General features: G+C 60.3%; 15 protein-coding genes. 8 read left to right on the top strand and 7 right to left on the bottom strand.

The genetic code is table 11. From position 1 onward, the window contains the following. Window positions 1–97 precede the first annotated feature (97 nt). The gene (locus ABIE16_RS09880; RefSeq protein ID WP_429521000.1) at window positions 98–1,153 is read right to left on the bottom strand and encodes a tetratricopeptide repeat protein; all 1,056 of its coding nucleotides are present in this window, start codon (window positions 1,151–1,153) and stop codon (window positions 98–100) included. Window positions 1,154–1,368: 215 nt separating this feature from the next. Here ABIE16_RS09880 and ABIE16_RS09875 point away from each other — a divergent pair, with 215 nt between their 5' ends. The 3 genes from ABIE16_RS09875 to ABIE16_RS09865 are packed head-to-tail and all read left to right on the top strand — an operon-like array spanning window position 1,369 to window position 4,664. Next, the gene (locus ABIE16_RS09875) at window positions 1,369–3,504 is read left to right on the top strand and encodes an FUSC family protein (RefSeq protein ID WP_429520999.1); all 2,136 of its coding nucleotides are present in this window, start codon (window positions 1,369–1,371) and stop codon (window positions 3,502–3,504) included. Then, on the top strand, window positions 3,494–3,694 hold the full coding sequence (locus ABIE16_RS09870) for a DUF1656 domain-containing protein (RefSeq protein WP_032829912.1): 201 nt from the start codon (window positions 3,494–3,496) through the stop codon (window positions 3,692–3,694). The genes ABIE16_RS09875 and ABIE16_RS09870 overlap by 11 nt, the downstream gene beginning before the upstream one ends. 4 nt (window positions 3,695–3,698) lie before the next feature. Then, window positions 3,699–4,664 (top strand): HlyD family secretion protein, encoded by a 966-nt coding sequence (locus tag ABIE16_RS09865; RefSeq protein ID WP_429520998.1) that lies wholly within the window; start codon window positions 3,699–3,701, stop codon window positions 4,662–4,664. A gap of 207 nt (window positions 4,665–4,871) precedes the next feature. Here ABIE16_RS09865 and ABIE16_RS09860 read toward each other — a convergent pair whose 3' ends face one another. From ABIE16_RS09860 to ABIE16_RS09845, 4 genes are all read right to left on the bottom strand, one after another. Further along, window positions 4,872–6,293, bottom strand: coding sequence for an efflux transporter outer membrane subunit (locus ABIE16_RS09860; protein WP_429520997.1), 1,422 nt, complete (start codon window positions 6,291–6,293; stop codon window positions 4,872–4,874). After that, window positions 6,293–9,472 (bottom strand): efflux RND transporter permease subunit, encoded by a 3,180-nt coding sequence (locus ABIE16_RS09855; RefSeq protein ID WP_150812992.1) that lies wholly within the window; start codon window positions 9,470–9,472, stop codon window positions 6,293–6,295. The genes ABIE16_RS09860 and ABIE16_RS09855 overlap by 1 nt, the downstream gene beginning before the upstream one ends. 12 nt (window positions 9,473–9,484) lie before the next feature. After that, the gene (gene mexE / locus ABIE16_RS09850; RefSeq protein WP_057714781.1) at window positions 9,485–10,738 is read right to left on the bottom strand and encodes a multidrug efflux RND transporter periplasmic adaptor subunit MexE; all 1,254 of its coding nucleotides are present in this window, start codon (window positions 10,736–10,738) and stop codon (window positions 9,485–9,487) included. A 316-nt stretch (window positions 10,739–11,054) separates the two neighbouring features. After that, on the bottom strand, window positions 11,055–11,972 hold the full coding sequence (locus ABIE16_RS09845; protein ID WP_090455287.1) for a LysR family transcriptional regulator: 918 nt from the start codon (window positions 11,970–11,972) through the stop codon (window positions 11,055–11,057). Between the two features lie 270 nt (window positions 11,973–12,242). On the opposite strand from ABIE16_RS09845, the gene ABIE16_RS09840 reads away from it, so the two are divergent. The 4 genes from ABIE16_RS09840 (at window position 12,243) to pgm (ending at window position 18,505) form a co-directional block, all read left to right on the top strand. Further along, entirely contained in the window at window positions 12,243–13,265 is a 1,023-nt protein-coding gene (locus ABIE16_RS09840) for a zinc-dependent alcohol dehydrogenase family protein (RefSeq protein WP_218495755.1), read from the top strand. A 549-nt stretch (window positions 13,266–13,814) separates the two neighbouring features. Next, window positions 13,815–15,305, top strand: coding sequence for a hypothetical protein (locus ABIE16_RS09835; RefSeq protein ID WP_429520996.1), 1,491 nt, complete (start codon window positions 13,815–13,817; stop codon window positions 15,303–15,305). Window positions 15,306–15,345: 40 nt separating this feature from the next. Continuing rightward, window positions 15,346–16,746: a PLP-dependent aminotransferase family protein gene (locus ABIE16_RS09830; protein ID WP_429521164.1), complete on the top strand. Its 1,401-nt coding sequence runs from the start codon at window positions 15,346–15,348 to the stop codon at window positions 16,744–16,746. A 112-nt stretch (window positions 16,747–16,858) separates the two neighbouring features. After that, on the top strand, window positions 16,859–18,505 hold the full coding sequence (gene pgm / locus ABIE16_RS09825) for a phosphoglucomutase (alpha-D-glucose-1,6-bisphosphate-dependent) (RefSeq protein ID WP_429520995.1): 1,647 nt from the start codon (window positions 16,859–16,861) through the stop codon (window positions 18,503–18,505). 198 nt (window positions 18,506–18,703) lie between these two features. Here pgm and ABIE16_RS09820 read toward each other — a convergent pair whose 3' ends face one another. Continuing rightward, window positions 18,704–19,399: a pirin family protein gene (locus ABIE16_RS09820; RefSeq protein ID WP_429520994.1), complete on the bottom strand. Its 696-nt coding sequence runs from the start codon at window positions 19,397–19,399 to the stop codon at window positions 18,704–18,706. A 280-nt stretch (window positions 19,400–19,679) separates the two neighbouring features. On the opposite strand from ABIE16_RS09820, the gene ABIE16_RS09815 reads away from it, so the two are divergent. Further along, the gene (locus tag ABIE16_RS09815; RefSeq protein WP_429520993.1) at window positions 19,680–22,154 is read left to right on the top strand and encodes a UvrD-helicase domain-containing protein; all 2,475 of its coding nucleotides are present in this window, start codon (window positions 19,680–19,682) and stop codon (window positions 22,152–22,154) included. Window positions 22,155–22,324: 170 nt separating this feature from the next. Here ABIE16_RS09815 and ABIE16_RS09810 read toward each other — a convergent pair whose 3' ends face one another. Continuing rightward, a complete protein-coding gene (locus tag ABIE16_RS09810; RefSeq protein ID WP_057716601.1) occupies window positions 22,325–22,597 on the bottom strand; it encodes a DUF1652 domain-containing protein in 273 nt (90 codons plus the stop codon). Window positions 22,598–22,685: the final 88 nt, after the last annotated feature.

Here is a 22,685-nt window from a genome sequence, read left to right as displayed (position 1 = left end):
CAGGGTCAACGAGGCAGCCGCTGCGAAGCGCCATAACGGGCTGCCTGTTCACTTGACCCCTGGCCAGGACGACGGTTCAACGAAATTTCAGTCGGGGTCAAAGCCCTTGTTGCAACGCCGGATCATCGGGGTTCATCTGTTCGAGTTGGGCCAACAGGATCTGCACATTTTGCAGCTGTCCGCTTTCCTTCCAGTAGTTGATCAGCAGCACCCGGGCCTTGCGATCGTTCGGGTGGCGTTGAACGATTTCCTGCAACTGTTTCTGCGCCGCTTCGAGCTCCTGCTCACCGTGCAACGTGGTGGCCAGGTCGTAGCGGTAGTCCCGGTTATTGGGCTCAAGTTCAACGGCCTTGGACAGGCCGAGCAGGGCGAATTCGCTTTGCTCGTGATGCAGCAGCCAGAGCCCCAACGCGTGTTGCAGGTAGGCCGAGTTGGGTTGTGCCTGCAGTTGCCTGGCCAACAGTTGCCGGGCAGCGTCGTTCTGGCCCTGTTTATCCAGCACTTCGATTTGCAGTACCAGCGCCGGCAGGTTGTCCGGCGCCAGGCGCAGGGTGTTGTCCAGCGCCTGTTGCGCTTGCTTGAGCTCTGCGTTGTGCAAGTGCAGTCGGGCCAGTTGGTATTGGTTTTCGGCGCTTTGCGGCGCGCTCTTGAGCACTTGCTCCCAGGCATCGATGGCTTGCTCCAGCGGCCCGAAATACAAACCCAGTTCATCCGGGGACAATCCCAGCAGCGCGTTGATCGCCGCCAGCCGCACGCTTTGTTCGCTGTCATCGAGCAATGGCCCCAGCAGCAGACTGCGCTGGCCGTTCGGTACCAGGCCGCTGATGCTTCTGATCGCCGCGATACGTACCTCGGGCGACTCGTTCTGCAGGTCGGCATCCGCCAGCTTCAGGGCCACCGAGCTTGGATAGTTGGGCAGCTCGGCATGCAACCCGATACGACGTTTGGGGGACAGGTCCGGACGGGCCAATTGCTGATAGAGCACCCGCGCCGCACCCGGTTGGCCGGCCCGGGCAGCCGCCAGCGCTTCGCTGTAGCCGTGCAGGATGGCTTCGGGAACCACCGGGGTGGTATCGCGCAGGGAAAACCAGACACCGCCGATGACGAGCAGGGCGAAGAGGCTGATAAACAGAAGGCGGCGGTACTTGGGCATGCAGGAATCCGGAAGCTGGCAAGCTTTTGCAAAGGCGCAAGCTTCGGTCAGGCCAGGCTTTGAGTCAAACCTTGACGCCGTTCTCGCTCGATTCAAACCGTTGAACAGCCCTTCAGCCGACAATCCACGGGCCGGCAAGCTGCGTCGATGGCAAAACCTCTCGAGGCACCGCAGCAGTGACTACGCTTGCTGGAGGTGTCTCGACGAGTGTTCCCATGCAAGCGTTGTTGCAATACTTCAAGGCGATTTTCAACCCCGGCCCCGGGGTGTTGCTGTTTGCCTTGCGAACCATCGCGGCCGGGTTGTTGACCCTGTACCTGGCGTTTTTGTTCGATCTGGACCAGCCCAAGTGGTCGATCATGGCCGTGGTCATCATCAGCCAGCCACTGGCTGGCATGGTGCTGGCCCGCAGTTTTGGCCAGGTGATCGGCACCACGCTGGGGGCGGCCGTGGCGGTGTTGATCATGGCGATCTTTCCCCAGGCACCGCTGCCGTTCATCACCACCCTGGCGTTGTGGCTGGCGCTGTGCACCGCCGGTGGCACGCTGTTGCGCTACACCAGTTCCGGGGCATTCGTGCTCAGTGGCTACACCGCCGTGGTCATCGCGTTGCTGGCGATTCCCGATCAGGACGGCACCTTTTTGCTGGCAGTGACCCGCCTCACCGAAACCTTGCTGGCGGTTGCCTGCGTGTGCGTGGTCAGCCTGCTCACCGCCAGGCCGGAAGCCGTGGCCCGTGATTACTTCGCCAAAATCGATCAGATCACCCGGTTGCTGGCCACCCATGCCAGCGCCGTCATCCGCACCGAAGAGAGCGAAGCCGAATTCCAGCAGCGGCAAATGCAGCTGCTGGGCCAGATCAGTGGCCTGGAGGGTGTGCGCAGGCACATGTACTACGATGCGCCCCGGTTACGCAGCGCCAACGGCCTGGTGCAACTGCTGGGCAACCAATTGGTGTTGTTGACCGCGCGGCTGACCGCCCTGCGCCACCAGCGGCTGTTGTTGACCGAGCGCTGGGAGGGCGAGTTGCCTGAAGAGATTCAACGGCTGCGTGCCGAAGAGCTGGCCTTTCTCGATGAATTGGCGCGGGAGGGGCGTTCGCTGTCCAGTGAAAAGCGCCATCATTTCACATCGCTGCAACAACGCTTTGATGAGCTGGCCTACAGGGCCGAACAATTGACCGAGCCGCTGCCGGCCACCTTGCGTTCGCTGGCCTGGTCGCTGCGCTGGGAGCAGGCGCGCCTGTTGCAGCAGCTTGAGCAGATTCTGGAGCTGAGCGATGCCATCCAGAGCGGGCGACCCGCCAGCAGCGTGTTTCGCGGGCGGGAAAATCCGCTGCATCTGGACTTCACCCTGGCGACGATGAATGCCGTCCGGGCCTTTTGCGCGCTGTTGATCGCCGGCCTGATCTGGATCGAAACCGGCTGGGACGGTGCGCGAGCCGGGATGGTGCTGGTGGGCATCCTTTGCTCGCTGATGTCGACGTTTCCCCGACCGCTACTGGCTGTTCAAAGCTATGCCAGGGGGTTCGGGCTGGCACTGGTGGTCTCGGCGCTCCTTCAGTTCATGTTTGTGCCGATGATCAGCAATTTCGAGATGCTTGCCTTGCTGCTGGCGCCCTTGCTCTACGCCGTAGCGGTGGGGCTGGCCAGTCCACCCACTACAGGTACCGGGATTGGCCTGGGGCTCACGACGTTTTTGTTGCTTGGCCCGTTGAACGTGGGGATTGGTCAAAACACTGCCAGCCAGTGGTTCGAGTTTGCCGGAGCCTATACCTGTGCGACCGTGCTGGCTTTGAGTGTCTATGCGCTGATCTTTCCGTTCAGGCCGGATTTTCGCATGCGCCGGCTCTACAAAGAGAACTGCGAGCAGGTGTACGCCTTGCTGAAAACGTCGGCGAGCGATGAACAGCAGTTTGCGTTCGAGAGCCGTATGGTTGACCGCCTGACCATGATGTTGGGGCTACTGCCGGCGACCCGGGAGCCACAATCGCGCGAGCTGTTTCAAGTCAGCCTGGCCTGCATGGCATTGGGTATCGCCTTGAATCAGCTGCGGCAGCAAGGGCAGAACAACGCACTGCTGAGTCCGGATCTGCAACGTCGCCTGTTTTCGACAGTCCGGGAAACGGGCAGGCTGGTTGCCGGTCGGCCCGGGGTCGAAGGGGTGCAGGTGCTTGATAGCCTCCACACCTTGGGCGACGACCTGGATGCCCTGCACACCGATGTTCACGAGCACCTGTGGTCGGTGTTCCGCATGCGTGTGGCGCTGCTGATCGTGGTGTCGTTCGTGGAACGCTATCGCGGCCACTTTCAACCCTCAGGCCTTGAAGGAGACCCTGTCCTTGCCCATTGATCTGGAAGTGGGTGGTGCCTATCTGCCCCCGATTGCCCAGGCGCTGCTGCTGGGCTTGCCGATTTTCCTGTTGCTGGACTGGACATTGCGGCGCCTTGGCGTGCTGCAGTTTGTCTGGCACGAGGCGTTGTTCGAAGGCGCGTTGTACGCCTGCGTCTGCGCCACGTTGATTCTGGTCATGGGAGCCTGAAGCCTTGAAGAACATCCTTTCCCGACTCACGACGGTGGCGGTGGTATTGCTGGCCCTCATTCTGGGCTGGTTCGCCTGGGAGCATTACACCCGCGCACCCTGGACCCGGGATGCCCGGGTGCGTGCCGATGTGGTGACCTTGTCCGCCGACGTTTCGGGGCGAATCGTCAGCCTGGCCGTGCAGGACAACCAACATGTGAGCAAGGGCCAGGCGCTGCTGGAGATCGATCCGGCGCGCTACACCCTGGCGGTGGAGCATGCCAGACGCGCGGTGGAGGTGGCGAAAGCCTCGCTCGGGCAGGCCCAGGCGGCGATTATCTCCAGCGAAGCATTGCTCAAACAACGTCAGAGCGAGGAGCAGCGCCGGCGCACGCTCAAGGATCGTTCAGCGATTTCCGGTGAAGAGTGGGAGAAAGCCAGCACCGACGTGTCGGTGGCCCAGGCCGACTTGATGCGTAATCAGGCCAGTCTGGTGTTGGCCCAGGCCAACGTGCAACTGGCCATCGCGGCATTGACCCAGTCCGAGCTCGACTTGCAGCGTACCCATGTCGTCTCCCCGGTGACCGGTTATGTCACCAATCTGCTGACCCGGGAGGGTGATTACGCCTCGGCTGGTGGCCCATTGTTGGCGCTGGTGGACAGCGAGTCGTTCTATGTCAGCGGTTACTTCGAAGAAACCAAGTTGCCGCGGATCGGCGAGGGCGACCGGGTCAGGATCGAGTTGATGAGTGGCGAAACGTTCGGCGGCAAAGTGCAGAGTATTGCCTTCGCCATTGCCGACCGGGAAAACCTGCCGGGCGGCCGTCTGCTGGCCAGCATCAACCCCAGCTACACCTGGATCAAACTGGCGCAACGGGTGCCGGTGCGGATCGAGATCGATGCCGACTATGCCGGTAAAGACAAATTGCGGGCGGGGACCACGGCTACCGTGACCGTCCAGGAAACCCGCAAATCCAAAGACCAGCACTAACCCCCCCTGTGGGAGCGAGCTTGCTCGCGATAGCGGTGGATCAGTCAACATCATTGGTGAAGGTGCTTGCGTCATCGCGAGCAAGCTCGCTCCCACAGGGGGGTGTACTGCCTTTTTCAGGGCAAAAAAAGCCCCGCGACCGAATGAGACGCAGGGCAAGGAAATTGGTTGGTTGCGGCCAAGCAAAGGAGCGCTTTAAAAACCGTATTACTTGCTCGCGACCGTCTCCGGCTGCCAGCCACCACCGAGGGCCTTGTAGATCGCGACGATGCCGCGATACAGGTCAACCTCGGCCTGGGCCTGGGTGTCTTCGGCCGCCAGGCGTTCACGCTGGGCGTCAAGCAGTACGAGGAAATCGGACGTACCTTCGCGGTAGCGGATTTGCGCCAGGTCGGCAGCCGAGCGGCTGGACTCGCTCTGGCGAATCAGCGAGATCAGGCGCTGTTGGCGTTTGCCGTAGTCGCTGAAAGCGTTTTCCGATTCTTCCAGGGCCAGCAACACTTGCTGCTCGTAAGTCGCCAGGGCGCCTTCGGCATCGGCGTCGGCGCCACGTATGCGGGCTTTTACGCTACCCAGATCAAACGCGGCCCAGGTGATGCTCGGGCCCAGCGCCCAGGCGTTGGCCGCCGAAGAACCGATCTGCGAACCACGTCCGGCAGTCCAGCCGAGGAAGCCGCTGAGGCTGACCCGAGGGAACAGATCCGCCTTGGCCACGCCGATACGCGCGGTGGCCGAGGCCAGTTGGCGTTCGGCACTGAGGATGTCCGGACGGCGTTGCAGCAGTTCACCCGGATCGCCGATCGGCAGGGCCTTGGCAATCGCCGGCAAGTCTTTCGGGCTCAGGTCCACGGTCAGCTTGTCCGGACGTTCACCCAGCAGGGTGGCGATGCGGTTTTTCTGCCGAACCTGTTCGGCCTGCAGCTGCGGCACGCTGGCCTCAACCGACGCCAGTCGCGCATCGGCGCGCTCCACATCGAGCTGGTCGCCGACGCCGGCATCACGCAGGCTGATGGTGATCTTGCGCGACTCCTGCTGGTTCTCCAGGTTGGCCAGGGCGATTTTCTCCCGCAACTGCGCACCGCGCAGTTGCCCGTAGGAGTCCACCAGTTCGGCAATCATGGTGACTTGCAGTTGGTACAGATCGGCCTCGAATGCCTGTTGCTCGGCGTTGGCCGACTCCAGGTTGCGCTGGATGCGACCGAACAAGTCAATCTCCCAGGCCATGTCCAGGCCCAGGTCATAGCGTTCGCTGTTGACCCGGTCGGTGGTCTGGCCCGGAATCTGGCCTTTGCCCAGGTCACTGCTGACGCGGCTGGTGATGGTCGGCATGGCGTCGTTGCTGACGTCATCGCGGATCGCCCGCGTCGCTTTCCAGCGGGCGAAGGCGACGCGCAGATCACGGTTGCCTTGCAGGGATTGCGTCACCAGCTGGTTGAGGGTCGGGTCTTCGAACTGCTGCCACCAGATGCCTTCGAAACGCGAACGGTCAAAGTTCTTCTGGCCGGCGGCGCCATCGGTGGCGGCCGTGATGTTGGCCGCCTCGGTGGTTGGCGTCTTGTAGTCCGGGCCCACGGCACAGGCACTCAGGGCCAGTACCAGCAGGCTCGGCAGGAAGGCTTTCAAACTCATCAGTGCGACTCCAGCTTCAGGGTGGCCTTGGCAGCTTTGCGTGCCTGGCCGCGCTCGACAAAGTTACGGATCAGTACGTAGAACACCGGCGTCAGCAACAGACCGAAGAAGGTCACCCCAAGCATCCCGGAGAACACCGCGACACCCATGGCGTGGCGCATTTCGGCACCGGCGCCGCTGGAGAACACCAGGGGCACCACACCCATGATGAACGCGAAGGAGGTCATCAGGATCGGCCGCAGACGCAGACGGCACGCTTCCAGGACCGCAGCCAGCGGGCTCAAGCCTTCCTCCTGTTTATCCTTGGCGAACTCGACGATCAGGATCGCGTTCTTGCAGGCAAGCCCCACCAATACGATCAAACCGATCTGGGTAAAGATGTTGTTGTCACCGCCGGAGGCGATCACACCGGTGATGGCCGACAGCAGGGTCATCGGTACGATCAGGATCACCGCCAGTGGCAGGCTCCAGCTTTCGTATTGAGCCGCCAGTACCAGGAATGCCAGCAGCACACAGAGCGGGAACACGAACAGTGCGGTGTTACCGGACAGGATCTGCTGGTAGGTCAGGTCGGTCCATTCGTAGGTCATGCCGTTGGGCAGTTCTTCCTTGAGCAGTTTCTCGATGGCTTTTTCGGCCTGGCCGGAGCTGTAGCCGGGAGCTGCCGCACCGTTGATTTCAGCGGTGATGAAGCCGTTGTAGTGCATCACGCGGTCCGGGCCCGAGGTATCGCTGACCTTGATGAAGGTCGCCAGCGGGATCATCTCGCCCTTGTTGTTACGCACTTTCAACTGGCCGATCTGGTCGGATTCGAGGCGGAACTGTTGTTCGGCCTGAACGTTGACCTGATAGGTGCGACCAAAGCGGTTGAAGTCGTTGGCATACAGCGAACCCAGATAGATCTGCAGGGTGTCGAAGATGTCGCTGACGGCCACGCCGTGGGTCTTGGCTTTTTCCCGGTCGATGGCGGCATCGACCTGGGGCACGTTCACCGTGTAGCTGGTGAACAGGCCGGCCAGTTCCGGCACGTTGTGGCTCTTGTTGATGATGTTCATGGTTTCCTTGTACAGCTCTTCGTAGCCCAGGTTGCCCCGGTCTTCGATCTGCAGGCGGAAACCACCGATGGTGCCCAGGCCTTGTACCGGCGGCGGCGGGAAGATCGCCATGTAGGCTTCCTGGATATTCGCGTACTGGCCGTTCAAGGCACCGGCAATCGCACCGGCGGACATGCTCGGGTCTTTACGTTCGTCGAACGGTTTGAGGGTCACGAACACGATGCCGGCGTTCGGACTGTTGGTGAAACCGTTGATCGACAGGCCCGGGAAGGCCACGGCGCTTTCCACGCCGGGCTGTTTCAGCGCCAGCTCGGACATGCGCTTGATCACGTCTTCGGTACGGTCCAGGCTCGAGGCATCCGGCAGTTGCGCGAAGGCCACCAGGTATTGCTTGTCCTGGCCGGGGACGAAACCGGTCGGGGTGCTGGAGAAACCGAAGAAGGTCAGGACCATCAGGCCGGCGTACAGCAGCAGGGCGATACCGCTTGAGCGGATCACGCGGGCAACGGTGCCGACATAACCATGGCTGGCCTTTTCAAAGAAGCGGTTGAACGGACGGAACAACCAGCCACCGAAAATCTTGTCCAGCACCTTGGAGAAACGGTCCTTCGGCGCGTCATGGCCCTTGAGCAACACCGCGGCGAGCGCCGGCGACAGGGTCAGGGAGTTGAAGGCCGAGATCACCGTGGAAATCGCGATGGTCAGGGCGAACTGTTTGTAGAACTGGCCGGTCAGGCCGGAAATGAACGCCGCCGGAACGAATACCGCACACAGCACCAGCGCCGTGGCGATGATCGGGCCGGTTACCTCGCCCATGGCTTTTTTGGTCGCTTCAACCGGGGTCAATCCGAGTTCGATGTTCCGCTCGACGTTCTCCACCACCACGATGGCGTCGTCCACCACGATACCGATCGCCAATACCAGGCCGAACAGCGACAAGGCGTTGAGCGAGAAGCCAAACAGATGCATCACGGCAAAGGTACCGATCAGCGATACCGGCACAGCGACCAGCGGAATGATCGAGGCGCGCCAGGTTTGCAGGAACAGGATCACCACGAGTACCACGAGGATCAGTGCTTCGAAGAGGGTGTGAACCACCGCCTCGATGGAGCCGCGCACGAAGATCGTCGGGTCATAGACGATGCTGAAGTCCATGCCTTCGGGGAAGCTCTTCTTCAGTTCGGCCATTTTCGACCGCACTTCGTTGGAGATTTCGATGGCGTTGGAACCCGGACGCTGGAAGATCGGGATCGCCACCGCCGGCTGGTTGTTCAACAACGAACGCAGGGCGTACTGGCTGGAGCCCAGTTCGACGCGAGCGATGTCTTTGAGGCGAGTGATTTCACCGTTGTCGCCAGAGCGAATGATGATGTTCTCGAACTCTTCCTCGGAAACCAGTCGGCCCTGGGTGTTGACCGACAACTGGAAGGCCGTGGCATTCGGTGCAGGAGGCGCACCCAAGGCACCAGCCGCCACTTGACGGTTCTGCTCACGAATCGCCGTGACCACATCGGTGGCGGTCAGGTTGCGCGAAGCGGTCTTGTTCGGGTCGAGCCAGACACGCAGGGAGTAATCGCCCATGCCAAACAACTGCACATCACCGACACCACCCAGACGCGCCAGCTCATCCTTGATGTTGAGCAAGGCGTAGTTGGACAGGTAGAGCATGTCGTAGCGTTTGTCCGGCGAGGTCAAGTGCACAACCATGGTCAGGTCGGGCGAAGCCTTGTCCACGGTGATACCGATGCGCGTCACTTCCTCGGGAAGTTTTGGCTCGGTCCGCGTCACACGGTTCTGCACCTGCACCTGTGCGTTGTCCAGGTCAGTGCCCAGCGCAAAGGTGATGGTCAGGGTGATCTTGCCGTCAGCGGTGGACTGCGAGGACATGTACAGCATGTTCTCGACACCGGTGATGGCTTGCTCCAGTGGAGCGGCCACGGTTTCACCGATGACTTTTGGGTTGGCACCCGGGAAGTTGGCACGAACCACAACGGTCGGCGGTACCACTTCCGGGTATTCGCTGATCGGCAGCTGGAACAGCGAGATGGCGCCGGCGATCAGGATCAGCAGCGAAAGCACCGCTGCAAAGATCGGCCGTGAAATGAAGAATTGGGAAAAATTCATCGTAAAAATCCCTTAACCGCGTGGGGTCGTGGCAGCCAGTTTCACAGCCGTGCCCGGCGCAACCCTGGCAGGCGCGACTTGGGGCAGGTTGCTGGCTTCCAGCGCTTGGCGTTGTTGTGCGAGTGCCGCGAGGGTTTGTTCGCTGGCCATCGGAATCACTTCAGGGGTGACCGGTGAGCCAGGGCGCACCCGTTGCAGGCCCTTGACGATGATGGTGTCGTCCTTGTTCAGGCCATTGCGCACAATGCGCAGACCTTCGATCTTCGGACCCAGCTCCACCGCGCGGTAGGCGGTCTTGTTATCGGCATCCATCACCAGCACGAACTTCTTGCCCAGGTCGGTGCCGACCGCTTCGTCATTGATCAGCATGGCGCTGTAAGTGCCGCTGCCCACCAGTTTCAGGCGTGCATACAGGCCCGGGGTGTAGCTGCCATCGCTGTTGTCGAACACGGCGCGCCCACGAATGGTGCCGGTCTTCGGGTTGACCTGGTTGTCGACGAAGTTCATCACGCCCTGGTGCGGGTTGCCGTCCTCGTTGGACAGGCCCATGTAGACCGGGGTGGTGGCGCCGCGCTTGCCCTGGCGAGCGAGCTCGGTGTACTTGAGGAACACACGCTCGTCCGCGTCGAAGTAGGCGTACACCTTGTCAGTGGAGACCACGCTGGTCAGCGGGGTGGTGTCGGCAGTCACCAGGTTGCCGGCGGTGATTTCCGCACGGCTGACGCGGCCGCTGATTGGAGCAGTCACACGAGTAAAGCTCAGGTTCAGCCTGGCCAGATCCAGCTGCGCTTGCAAGGCGCCGACCGCGGCGCGGGCTTCCTGGGCGGCGCTGGTCCGCGAGTCGGCCAGTTCGGCGGAAATCGCGTTGCTGGTGCGCAGACGCTCACCACGCTGGGCTTCGTTTTCGCTGCGGGTGGCATTGGCGCGCGATTGTGCAACCAGTGCTTCGAGGCGGCGGACCTCAGCCTGGAACGGACGCGGGTCGATCTGGAACAGCAGGTCGCCTTTCTTGACCAGGGCGCCTTCCGTGAACGCCACTTCATCGATCTGGCCGGAGACCCGTGGACGAATCTCGACGGTTTCCGGCGCTTCGAGACGGCCGGTGAATTCGTCCCATTCGTTGACCGGCTGTTCCAGCACCTTGGCCACGCTGACCTTGGCCGCTGGCATGCTGGCGGCGGTTTCCGGGGCCTTGCCGCAAGCGCTGATCACCACTACGGCCAACAAAGCCAACGGGAAGCGCAAATGTTTGAGTGACTGTTCCATGGATGCATCCGCCAATGTGTTGAGATTGGCGAATGATGCGCGGCGGGTTTGTATCTCACGAATCGAATGGGGCGAAGGTAACTATCATCCGGAATGATATAAGACCCAAGCCAGCCCTCTAGCCTGCACCTTGTGTTCGGTCGTCATCAACTGGATTGATGACAATTGTGTGTTGCATTGGATGCAATGGTCAGATTTGGAACCGTGTTGCGGCCATCGCGAGCAAGCTCGCTCCCACATTGGATCTTCGCTGTTCCCAAATCCCTGTGGGAGCGAGCCTGCTCGCGATAGGGCCAGAAGCCCTGCAAAATCAGGATCAGGCCAGACTGTCCGGATCCCCAAAAAACATCTGAATCCGCGACCGCAACCAACGCTCCCCCGGATCATTATCCTGGGATCCGCGCCACGCCATGTGCAACTCGAAACTGCGCACCGGCAACGGCGGATCTTCGGCCCGCACTCCGCCAGCGGCAGTCAGTGCATCGGCTGTGTAGTCCGGCACCGTCGCCACGATGTCGGTTCCGGCGAGCAGGGTACTCAACCCGTTGAACTGCGGAACGGCGAGCACCACATGCCGTTTGCGCCCGAGCTTTTCCAGCTCTTCATCGATGAAGCCGCTGAGGTCGCCAGCGAACGACACCAGTGCATGGGGGCGAGCGCAGTAATCATCCAGACTCAACGGCCCCGGCACGGTGTCGGCGCGCAACAGCTTCGGTTGGCTGCGGCGCAGTACCTTGCGTTTGGCGTTGGCCGGCAGGTCGGTGGTGTAACTGACACCGATGGATATCTCACCGGATGCCAGCAACCCCGGCATCAGGATGTAGTTGACCCGACGTACCACCAGCACAATCCCCGGCGATTCGGCACGCAGGCGCTTGAGCAGCATCGGCAGCAAGGCGAACTCGACGTCGTCCGAAAGGCCGATGCGGAACACGGCGGTACTTGTGGCAGGATCGAACTCGGCCGCACGGCTGACGGCGGTGGAAATCGAATCCAGTGCCGGCGAGAGCAGGGCGAAGATCTCGACCGCCCTGGCGGACGGCTCCATGCTGCGGCCGGTACGCACAAACAAGGGATCATCGAACAGGCCGCGCAGGCGCGAGAGCGCCGCACTGATGGCTGGCTGGCCGAGGAACAGTTTTTCCGCAGCACGGGTCACGCTGCGTTCGTGCATCAATGTTTCGAAAACGATCAACAGGTTCAGGTCGACACGACGCAGGTCATTACGATTCATCTGGAGTCCTGGCAGAGTCAGCAAGCTTGACGTGGGCGGCCATATGAGAACAATGGCCAGCAGGAATATTACGGGGAAAGACTGGTACTCTGCACCGGGTAATTCAGTTTTTCCTACATAGGCTGCTTCGGTTTCTTACGACATTTGACGATGTTGCCGCCGCTGCGGAATCAATGACAGGCATGTCGACTATTAATAGCCACAGATAGTGTTGGGTTGAAAGCCCGGCTAGAGTTCATGGCATTAGAGGTTTATTTGGCGAGGTTTGCGATGTCCCGCACGATACGTTTTCACAAGTTTGGTCCAGCCGAGGTGCTCAAATGCGAAGAGCATGCGACGGCTCTGCCTGCACCGGGCGAAGTGCAGGTGCGCGTCGAGGCGATCGGCATCAGTTGGTATGACACTCTCTGGCGTCAGAACCTGGCCCCGTCCCATGCACGACTGCCTTCAGGCCTTGGCCAGGAGATGGCCGGTATCGTCACCGCTGTCGGTGATGGCGTCGATGACCTGGAGGTCGGTGACAAGGTCGCCAGCTTTCCGGCCCAAAGCCCGAACGACTACCCGGTCTACGGCGAGCAGATCGTTCTGCCGCGCTCGGCAGTCACCCGTTATCCGGATGTGCTTAGCCCGATTGAAGCGAGCGTGCACTACACGCCGTTGTTGATCGCCTATTTCGCTTATGCCGATCTGGCACGGGTCAAGCCCGGGCAATTTGTTCTGGTGACTGACGCGAGTCATTGCGCCGGACCTTCGTTCGTACAACTGGGCAAGGCCTTGGGTGTTCGAGTGATCGCCGCGACCAAGACCGAGGAGGAACGTGAATACCTGCTGTCGCTGGGCGCCGAGAAAGTGATCGTCACCGAGGAAGAAGATCTGCTGATGCGGATCAACAAAATCACCGATAACCGTGGCGTAGATGTGGTGTTCGATGGTTTGGGCGGTCCGCAGATGTCGTTGCTGGGCGATGTGCTGGCGCCTCGCGGCAGCCTGGTGCTGTACGGCCTGCAAGGTGGCAACCAGACACCTTTCCCGGCCTGCGCAGCGTTCCAGAAGAACATTCAGTTCTTCGTGCACTGCATCGGCAACTTCACGGGCAAGCCGGAACTGGGCATCACCCAGGACCAGGCCGCACTGCAACGTGCCTTGCGCGACATCAATCAGCTGACCGCCGACCGCGTTCTGCTGCCGCTCAAGACTCGGGTCTTCCCGTTTGCCGAGTTTGTCGAAGCACACCGCTACATGGACGAATGCCCGTGTCGCGAACGGGTCGCGCTGCAGGTCGAGCCGGCGTAGCACTTACAGTCCTCCCAAGAGTCCGTGCCCACACGGACTCTTTCGTTTGAGCCCCCCCGAAAGCCGTCGATCCGCAGGCCGGTCCAGCAACTGAACTGGTTTTTGCCCGTAATCTGTAGCTTCTAATCAGCCACTAAGCCCTGATAATTGAATGATTACTTTCATCTCAAGGAATGAGTCATGGCCGGGTGTCAGGCTGAAACTTTTCAATGTGCGCCATCGGTGCAAATCTCCAAATTAGTTGGCCGTTGGCTAGTTGCCAAAAAGACAGCTGCAACTTCCTTCCTTGTTTCTTGTATTAAGTGTCTGTGGGACTTTGTCGGATATTTCCTAGGACTACGGTTTCAAATCAGCAAACCCTTGCCAGCAGGGCGCTCCAGCCTCACCTCTGTCGTTAAGTCGAGGGGGTGCTGCGATCGTTTCAAATGATTTCAAGAAAATTCAAGTGTTAGCATTTGGCAATAAAGTCCATGACTCCATTCGCGCCGACAGTCCAACGGGATTTGCTGTCTGTACGATATTGAACTTACGAGTATCAGGTAAATAAAGATGACCAGCATCCATGACCAAGCGATGAACTATGTCTATCAACAAGTGCTGCAGCGATTGCTGGGTTTTTTTTCCCGTGCCGAACGCACTGCATTGCAATTGTTGATTCAGCGCCTGGCAGTAGCGGCCGGGGGCATGGAGCACATTGGCGATTACAAGGTGTTGGCGATCCAGTCCGGGGCTCGTGACAACTGCTACACCCTGGCTTTGTTGCGTGCTGCACAGTTGACCATCGCCACGCGGACACCGGCGACATTCCAGTTGCGCATCGCCTCGTTACGGTTGAACGGCACAAGCGGCGCGGCCGTGGAAAACATGCACCGGACCAACAGCGCATTGTTTGTCTATGACGATCCCCGGGTCGAGGTACTGATGGTCGATGATCGGGAAGTCTTGCCGTTCAACCACCTGGCGCCGATCTCCGACGCCGGCCGCGAGTCCAGCCGCCTGAACCTGCTGCTGATCGGCCATCGCCGGGAGTGGCGCGGCGGGTTCGACCTTTGGGATGACGGTTATCTGGCCACGGGAGAGTTCTACGGACAAATCGCTCGCTGGGACGGCGGTGTCGACGCCCTGCTCATCAGTGACACGCCGCGTCAGCAAAAGCAGTTCATCGACGGCTTGAGGCGCGCCGCCACCAAGGCAGGGCTCGAGCCTTCGCCTGCGGGCGAGCCGGGTTATGCTGGGTTGTTTGCATTGCTCGATGAACTGGGCAGCGACTGTTATCACGGGTTCTACGCCGATTACGGCCAGGCCCGGTGGCGTCCGCAAGAGCGCTTCGAAACCTGCCGTCGTACGGCCTGCATCGACATTCACGACCTGCTGGTCAGCAACCTGGAAGAGCGTTGGCCATTGTTGACGGAGTTTCTCGGCTTCCAGCCTGACGAACTGTCCGCGCAGATCAGCGACAACGAATTCGTCAGCCCGTCGATCACGGCGCACGTCCGAGGGTTGCATGCGTGCTTCGTACAGAATCGCAATTACGAATCCGGTGTTGCGCAATACCTGCAACGTGCCTTGGTGATGATGCGCCGCAAGCACTTGCCCGAGCGATTGTGCGAGCAGGCCATCGAGGTCTTCGGCAATCCGGCGACACTGGTCGAACTGCGCGCCCGAGCGGCGGCCGAGGCACAAAAGAACCTGGGCCTGAGCGAAGCACAACTGGTGTGCCTGCTGTTTGCGCCCTTTACCGAAAAAGGTGCGGGGCTCGAGCGTTTTCTGCGTCAGTGCCATCCGGGCATGCTGGTGGCCATGCCCGAGTTGCATAAGGCGATGCAGGGGCATCCGGTCGCCGAACAGATCATGCAATGGATGATTGATGTCAGCGGATTGCCCGTCAGCCTGATTGGCCGGCTTTACCGCATGGAGCGGGCGCCCGCAGACGCTGGCGGGGCGGCTGAAGCAATCATCCCAAGGGCCGTGTCGCAAAATGCGCTGGACGATCCTGATGCTGACAGCACGTTGGTGGATGAATGGTCAGCGGGTCACTGAACGTGGGCGGATTTTCAGTCAATGCAAATGGCCTTCGCCGATGAAAGGTCCACGAGAAACGGATTTCGCCTATCAAGCGGTTTATCGATACCTGGTCAGCCTGATCAACGAGTCTGAAGGGGATTCGCGCATCCGCCTGCCGTCGCTGCGGCACCTGGCTGAGCGTCTGAATGTGTCGATCTCGACCATTCAGTACGCCTATTCGCTGCTGGAGAAAGAAGGGCGGGTCTATTCGGTGGCCAAGTCCGGTTACTACGCATTGCCAGTGTCCGCAATCAACCTGCAGGACAGCGGCAGCGACCTGCTGGAAGCGGTCTACGTCAATGCCAGGCGCCCGGGGATGTTGGTCCTGAGCGCCGATGAACCGGCGTTATTGCAGCCACTGGACAGCCCGTTGTTGCTGCTGGAGCGGGAGTTGCTGCGCCAGTATCCCCGCCAGCCGCAGTCGCCTTCGCAACCCTGCGGCGAACTCGAACTGCGTGCCGCCCTGGCAGCACGCTACACCACGTCTCCCATGCGTTACTGGCACGCCGATGATGTCTACATCGGCGCCGACCTGCGCGGTGTACTGGAAATCCTGATCGCCGTGCTGGGATTGAAAGACGCTACGGTGGTGGTCGAATCGCCGTGCGACTGGACGATCCTGCGTTTGTTTCAAGCCGCCTGCGTGCGGGTGATCGAGTTGCCCGTGCAAGCCGATGCCTGTCTGGATCCGGAACGTCTTGAAATGCTGCTCGATACCGAACCGGTAAGGCTGGTGATGCTGTCATCGGCCCTGAACATGCCCCGTGGCAGCCTGGCGCCTGACCACAACAGACAGGCCATTGCCCGGCTGTTGGCCGCCCATGACAGTTGGGTGCTGGAAAACGACTGTTATGGCGAACTCGGATTCGACCTGGGCACCCTGCGCTTTCGAGACTTGCTGGACCCTGAGCGGCTGATAGTGTTTTCCACGTTCGAGAAAGTCATCGGACCTGAAGCGCCCTACGGTTTTTTGCTTTCAAGGCATTTGAGCGCCGAGTTGCAACGGCACTTTCTGCTGCGGTCCTTCCGACTCTCGCCGATACGCCAGAAAGCCATTGCCCGTTTGTATAGCAGCGGTCGCATTGATCAACACCTGCTGGTGCTGCGGCGGCTGCTCAATGACCGCAAGAATCAAATGACCCTGTTGTTGCAGGAGCGATTGGGTGATTCCTTGCATTTCGTCGAGCCGCACGGTGGTGCAACGATCTGGATGCGCTCGTTGCGTCGGGTCAATGTCCGTCGTGTGTTCCAGCGCCTGCTGGCGCATCAGGTGGTCATCGCGCCAGGGGAGTTGTTCAGCCTCCACGGTCTGCACGGACAGCATCTGCGCCTGAGCCATACCTTCGGTGGCGATCACAATCTGGCGGCCGCGCTGGGATTGCTGGGAGATGCGCTGCGCCTGGAATCAATCGAGTGAGTGAGACAAAAAATAACAACCTCCACTGTGCGGATCGATCCCATCGCCTTGCGGTCAAACTGCCAGTAAACTGCGACCCAATTCCTGAACCACTCTATTCCAGAGGTTTTGCATGACACTCAGTCCTTTTGCGGGTAAACCGGCACCGGCACAATTGTTGGTCGACATCCCGCGACTGGTAACGGCCTATTACACCGGCCAGCCTGATGCCGCGATTTCCACCCAGCGCGTTGCCTTCGGCACGTCGGGGCACCGTGGCAGCTCGTTCGACTTGAGTTTCAATGAATGGCACGTTCTGGCGATCAGCCAGGCGATCTGCCTGTACCGCGAAGCTCAAGGCATCGATGGCCCGCTGTTTGTCGGTATCGACACCCACGCGCTGTCCACGCCGGCCGGCGCCAGTGCCCTCGAGGTACTTGCAGCCAACGGCGTGACCGTGATGATCGCCGAAGGTGACGAGTACACGCCGACACCGGCCATTTCCCATGCGATTCTCTGCTACAACCGTGGACGTACCACTGGCCTGGCGGACGGCATTGTCATCACGCCGTCCCACAACCCGCCGCAAAGCGGTGGCTACAAGTACAACCCAACCAACGGTGGCCCGGCCGATACCCACATCACCAAGTGGATCGAAGCCAAGGCCAACGAACTGCTGGCCAACAAGCTCACTGGCGTCAAGCGCATCAGCTACGAGCAGGCACTTAAGGCCAGCACTACCCATCGTCACGATTACCTCAACACCTATGTCGCCGACCTGATCAACGTGATCGACTTCGACGCGATCCGCGATGCCAAGCTGCGCCTGGGTGTCGATCCACTGGGTGGAGCAGGGGTGCGCTACTGGTCGGCGATTGCCGAGCATTACCGCCTGGACCTGGATGTGGTGAACAAAGAGGTCGACCCGACCTTCCGCTTCATGACCGTCGACTGGGACGGCCAGATCCGCATGGACCCATCGTCCAGCCACGCCATGCAAGGCCTGATCGGCCTGAAAGAGCGCTTCGACGTGGCGTTTGCCTGCGATCCGGACCACGACCGCCATGGCATCGTCACGCCGTCCGGTGGCTTGCTGGCACCGAACAACTACCTCGCCGTTGCCATCGACTACCTGTTCCAGAATCGTCCGCAATGGCGCGCCGATGCCGCCGTGGGTAAAACCGTGGTCAGCAGCGGCTTGATCGATCGCGTGGCCAAGCGCCTGGGGCGTCGCCTGTACGAAGTGCCGGTGGGTTTCAAATGGTTTGCCGACGGCCTGTTCGATGGCTCCCTGGGTTTCGGCGGCGAAGAAAGCGCCGGTGCCTCGTTCCTGCGCAAGGACGGCGGGGTCTGGAGCACCGACAAGGACGGTTTGATTCCGGCCCTGCTGGCCGCCGAGATGACGGCCCGGACTGGTCGCGACCCGAGTCAGGCGTATCGCGCCTTGACCGATGAACTGGGTGAGCCGTTCTCGGTACGGGTCGACGCCAAGGCCAATCCGGAGCAGAAAGCGCTGCTGAGCAAGCTGTCGCCGCAACAGGTCACCTCGACTCAACTGGCCGGCGAACCGATCCAGAGCATCCTCAGCCACGCACCGGGCAATGACCAGGCCATTGGCGGTCTCAAGGTCATGACCGAGAACGGCTGGTTTGCGGCGCGTCCTTCAGGCACGGAAGACATCTACAAGATCTACGCCGAAAGCTTTGTCAGCGACGACCACCTCAAGCAACTGGTGGCCGAGGCGCAAACGCTCGTGGATGGTGCCATTTCCGCAAAATAAACGGCGTAATTCCCACTGGAGTTGCATATAACCCTGTGGGAGCGAGCTTGCTCGCGATAGCGGACTGTCAGTCAAAATCAATGTTGGATGCCAGGCCGTCATCGCGAGCAAGCTCGCTCCCACAGGGGTTGGCTGCAGCCACTTAAAGGGGGTGACCAATGCGGTCGCCCCTTTTTATTTGCGATTGCGCTCAGCGAATCAAGCCAGATCCACCAGAACAATCTCGCTGTCCTCGATGGCCGTCACCCACAGCACCTGCTCATCGGCAACGGCTACGCCGTCTCGAGCTTGTGCACGCAAGCCATTGACCTCAATGACCCCCGTGGCCGGTACCAGGTAGGCGCGACGACCGTTGTCCAGGTGATACTCGGCGGATTCGCCGGCCTTGAGGTTCGCGGCTACCAGCCGGGCATCGGCCCGAATGCGCAGGCTCTGATCGTCGCCTGCCTTGCCGCTGGCCAGGGTGACAAAACCTTCGCGATTACCTTTCGGGAACGGCTTGGCGCCCCAGGACGGCGCCAGGCCGGACTCGTTCGGGATGATCCAGATCTGGAAAATCCTGGTCGGCGTCGCTTCCAGGTTGTACTCGCTGTGGGCGATCCCGGTACCGGCGCTCATGACCTGGACGTCACCCGCTTCGGTACGACCCTTGTTGCCAAGGTTGTCCTGGTGGGTAATGGCGCCTTCGCGGACATAGGTGATGATTTCCATGTCGCGGTGCGGGTGTTGCGGGAAACCGGTGCCGGGCGCGATCACGTCGTCATTCCAGACCCGCAGGTTGCCCCAGTTCATACGCTTGGGATCGTAGTATTCGGCGAACGAAAAATGATGGTGGGCATCCAACCAGCCGTGGTGAGCACCGCCGAGCGAGTTGAAAGGTCTGAGTTCAAGCATGATCGTCTCCAGAAAAGGTTCGTCATGGGGCCAGGTGCCTGAGCCCACGAAGCGAGACCGGTGAGTGATGACGGCCATCATCCAACAGGCAACAATCGATAAAAAGCGTAAAAAATGCTGCATTCCTATCGAATGGGTTGATATGAAATAACCTCGAAAATTTCTCATCCAACCTTCACTTCATCGCATAAGCCAATGAGTCATAAGCAATTCACTAGAACTCAACGGCAAATGCAGACACCATAGCGCTCAACAGCCTCACACCCTGGAGTCAGTCCGCGTGCCGCAACACACCCCCGATCTCCCTCCCGAACTTCGCCCCCTGGCCGAGATGCCGCTGATCAAGCGATTGCTTGCCCGATTCTTCGGCTACAGCCTGACCCGCCTGCACGCACAGCATCGTGCGTCGTGGTTGCATGGCCAGGCTGACGGTTTTCGCAGTGGTCACAGTGCCGGGGTCGATTACGGCTACAGGGAAGGCAAGCTCGAGGGGCTGGAAGAGGGCCGGCAGGTTCTGCTGATCCGCGACTCGCGCTGCACTGAACATCGACCGCCGAATGTCGATGACCTGTTGTTCGACGACTGGCGCCTGCCGTTGAGCGCCGAGCTGAAGAAGCGTATGAAGGCCGATGTCGCCCGCTTGTTGCCGGCCCATGCCCAACCCAGTGCCGCACAGTGGAAAATGATCTTCAGCGACACCCCGTCCACCTCGGTGATCGCGGGTGCCGGTGCAGGCAAATCGACCACGCTGGTGCTGCGTATCCTGCTGCTGACCCATTACCTGGGCTTCGAGCTGAGTTCGATGACGGTGGTGACTTTCACCCGCGAGTCGCGCAAGGACTTCATCAACAAACTGATCGAACTGTTTGCGCTCTGGGGCCGCGGGATCAGTTTCAAGGAGGCGCGGGACCTGGTGCGCACCTTTCACTCGCGGATCCTGCCGATGGTGCGCAGCCTCCCGGGTTTTGAGCGTTTGCAGGCTTTCGAGAACCTCAGCCTGCGGGCTGCACAGGGTGATGAGGAGGTCGACAGCAATCCGTTCGATCTGCGCATCAACGACGCCCAACGCCAGCAGCTCAACGCCTGCTATCACCGTCTGCACCGTGACGATGAGCGTTTTCGCGAGTTGATCAAGCCATTGTCCCGGCATGCCCTGCAACTCAAGGAGCTGGAGCGCGATCACCCGGATGTGCAAAAACGCATGGGCGTTACCGAGCTTGCGGCCAAACGCGATGAGGAGCTGTGCGACGCCATCGAGGACCTGTGGTTTCGCGCCGGTGCCTGGCCCATCAAGGGCATCGAACCGAATCGCCAGTCGTTCGATATCAACGGTTCGACATTCCATTGTCACGGCTACATCCCGTCCCTGGATGCCTGGGTGGTGCTGGGGTTCGATCCTCGGGAGAACCCGCAGGTCACGCGACCAAATGCCAAGCTGTCGGTGCGCGCAGAGTGGGCAGTAAAGCGCACCCTGTTTCAAGCTTTCTGTCGTAAGCCATTGATATGGCTAGATAGTTACGAATCATCAAAACGTGTTCTGGCCTCGCTCGCCGGTGATGCCAGCGCCGGGCCGGGTTTCGACTACAAGGTCAAGGGCGAGCTCGCTTCAGCGCCGCTGCTCGATTGTTTTGTCGCCGCCGCCGGGTTCATCGAAAACCTCGGGCTGGACGTGCCGGGCGCCGTGGCCCGGATGAGTTTCGCCAAGGACGATCCCGACCGGTTCTTCTTCGAAGCCTTGAGTCTGTACTGGCGGGCGCTGGAAGATCATTTGCTGGATCAGAAGCCGCCGATCATGACCTACAACCGAATGTTCGCCCTGTTCAGCGAACATTCGCCGGAGAACCTCAAACTGCTCGGCGATGAGCTGCTGCGGCCGCTGTCACACCTGATGATCGACGAATTCCAGGATGTCTCGCCGCAGATCGTCTCCTGGATCAGGGCCAGCCTGGCAGAGATCCGCAGTCGCGGGCCGGCCATGCACGTCGGGCGCGGAGCCCAGCGTTCCTCGTTGCTCTGTGTGGGCGATGACTGGCAGTCCATCTATGGTTGGCGCGGCAGTTCGCCGACCTACTTCATGGAGTTCAACAAGGAGTTCCCGTCGCCGAGCACCACCAAGGTCATGCTCAGCGACAACTACCGCAGCCACCAGCACATCATCGATGCCGCCGAGCACATCGTGCGCGCAGCACCGGCGATTGCCGGGAAGAAAGCCAAGGCCAGCGGTGAACCTAAGGCATTGCTGCCGGTGAACGTCCTTGATCGTGATGACCAGGGCATGGCCCAACGCCTGATGGAGCATTACCGAAAGGGCGATTCGATCTTGATGCTTTATCGAAAAAGCAGCGATAAGTCATTGATAGAAGAGCATATTCAATCAGTACTTAATGTTGATTCCAGCTTGCCGTATGAGGCTCGCAGGCTCAAGCAGTTGACGTATCACAGCGCCAAGGGCCTCCAGGCCGATGCGGTGTTTTTGCTGGGCGACTGCCAGCACCTGACCAGTTCACCTTACAAGAATCAGGTTTACCGGATGGCGGGCCTGGGCAAGGCCGGCGACAGCGAGCCCTATGACAATGCCCAGAAGGACGAGATCCTGCGGTTGGCCTACGTGGGTATTACCCGCGCTGTCAGCCATTGCTACTGGTACGTCGACGCACAAGAATCCCAGGCCGCGAACATGCCCAAGGCCTCCGACCGGATCGGCAAGGGCAAAGCGTTTTTTGTCGACCATCGTAAAAGCCAAATCACCGCCTGACTTCTGTAGGTGTAGGAGCGACCTTGCTCGCGATGGATTCAAGAGCGCCGTGGTTAGCCAGTAAATACGCGTTATCGTTAACGACCATCGCGAGCAAGCTCGCTCCTACAGGTACAGGGAAGCGTTCAACAAAAAGCCCACATAAAGTGGGCCTTTTAACAACTGAGCCTTCAGGCATAACTCTTGAAGGCCTCCGGTGGGATGAAGGCTTCAAGCTCGTCCTCCACCGCTTCGATTATTCGTTCTACATCCGCGGCATTCATGACGGTGGCGCACGGAATACCGGCAATGGCGATCATGGTCTCGCCAGTGGCACGATCAAAAAGGCGGGCAATCATGCTGCCCGGCGCGTCCATGCTCGCCTCGAAACCCATGGGATGAAAATGCCAGCGCATCAGCTGGCAGGCGTTTGGAAACGTGACCTTGCTGAACCCTTTATTCATGTGTTGCCCGCCTTCATTATCGAGCGCGTCCGTTAGCTCATGGTAGGAGGGAAGAACCTTCATTGGTTCAACCAGTGACAGTTTTTAA

The organism is Pseudomonas sp. 2725 (genome assembly GCF_050434585.1).
In the GTDB taxonomy this organism is placed as follows: domain Bacteria; phylum Pseudomonadota; class Gammaproteobacteria; order Pseudomonadales; family Pseudomonadaceae; genus Aquipseudomonas; species Aquipseudomonas jessenii.
The sequence above is the reverse complement of the archived record's forward strand: the minus strand, read 5'-3'. Positions and strand labels throughout refer to the sequence as shown.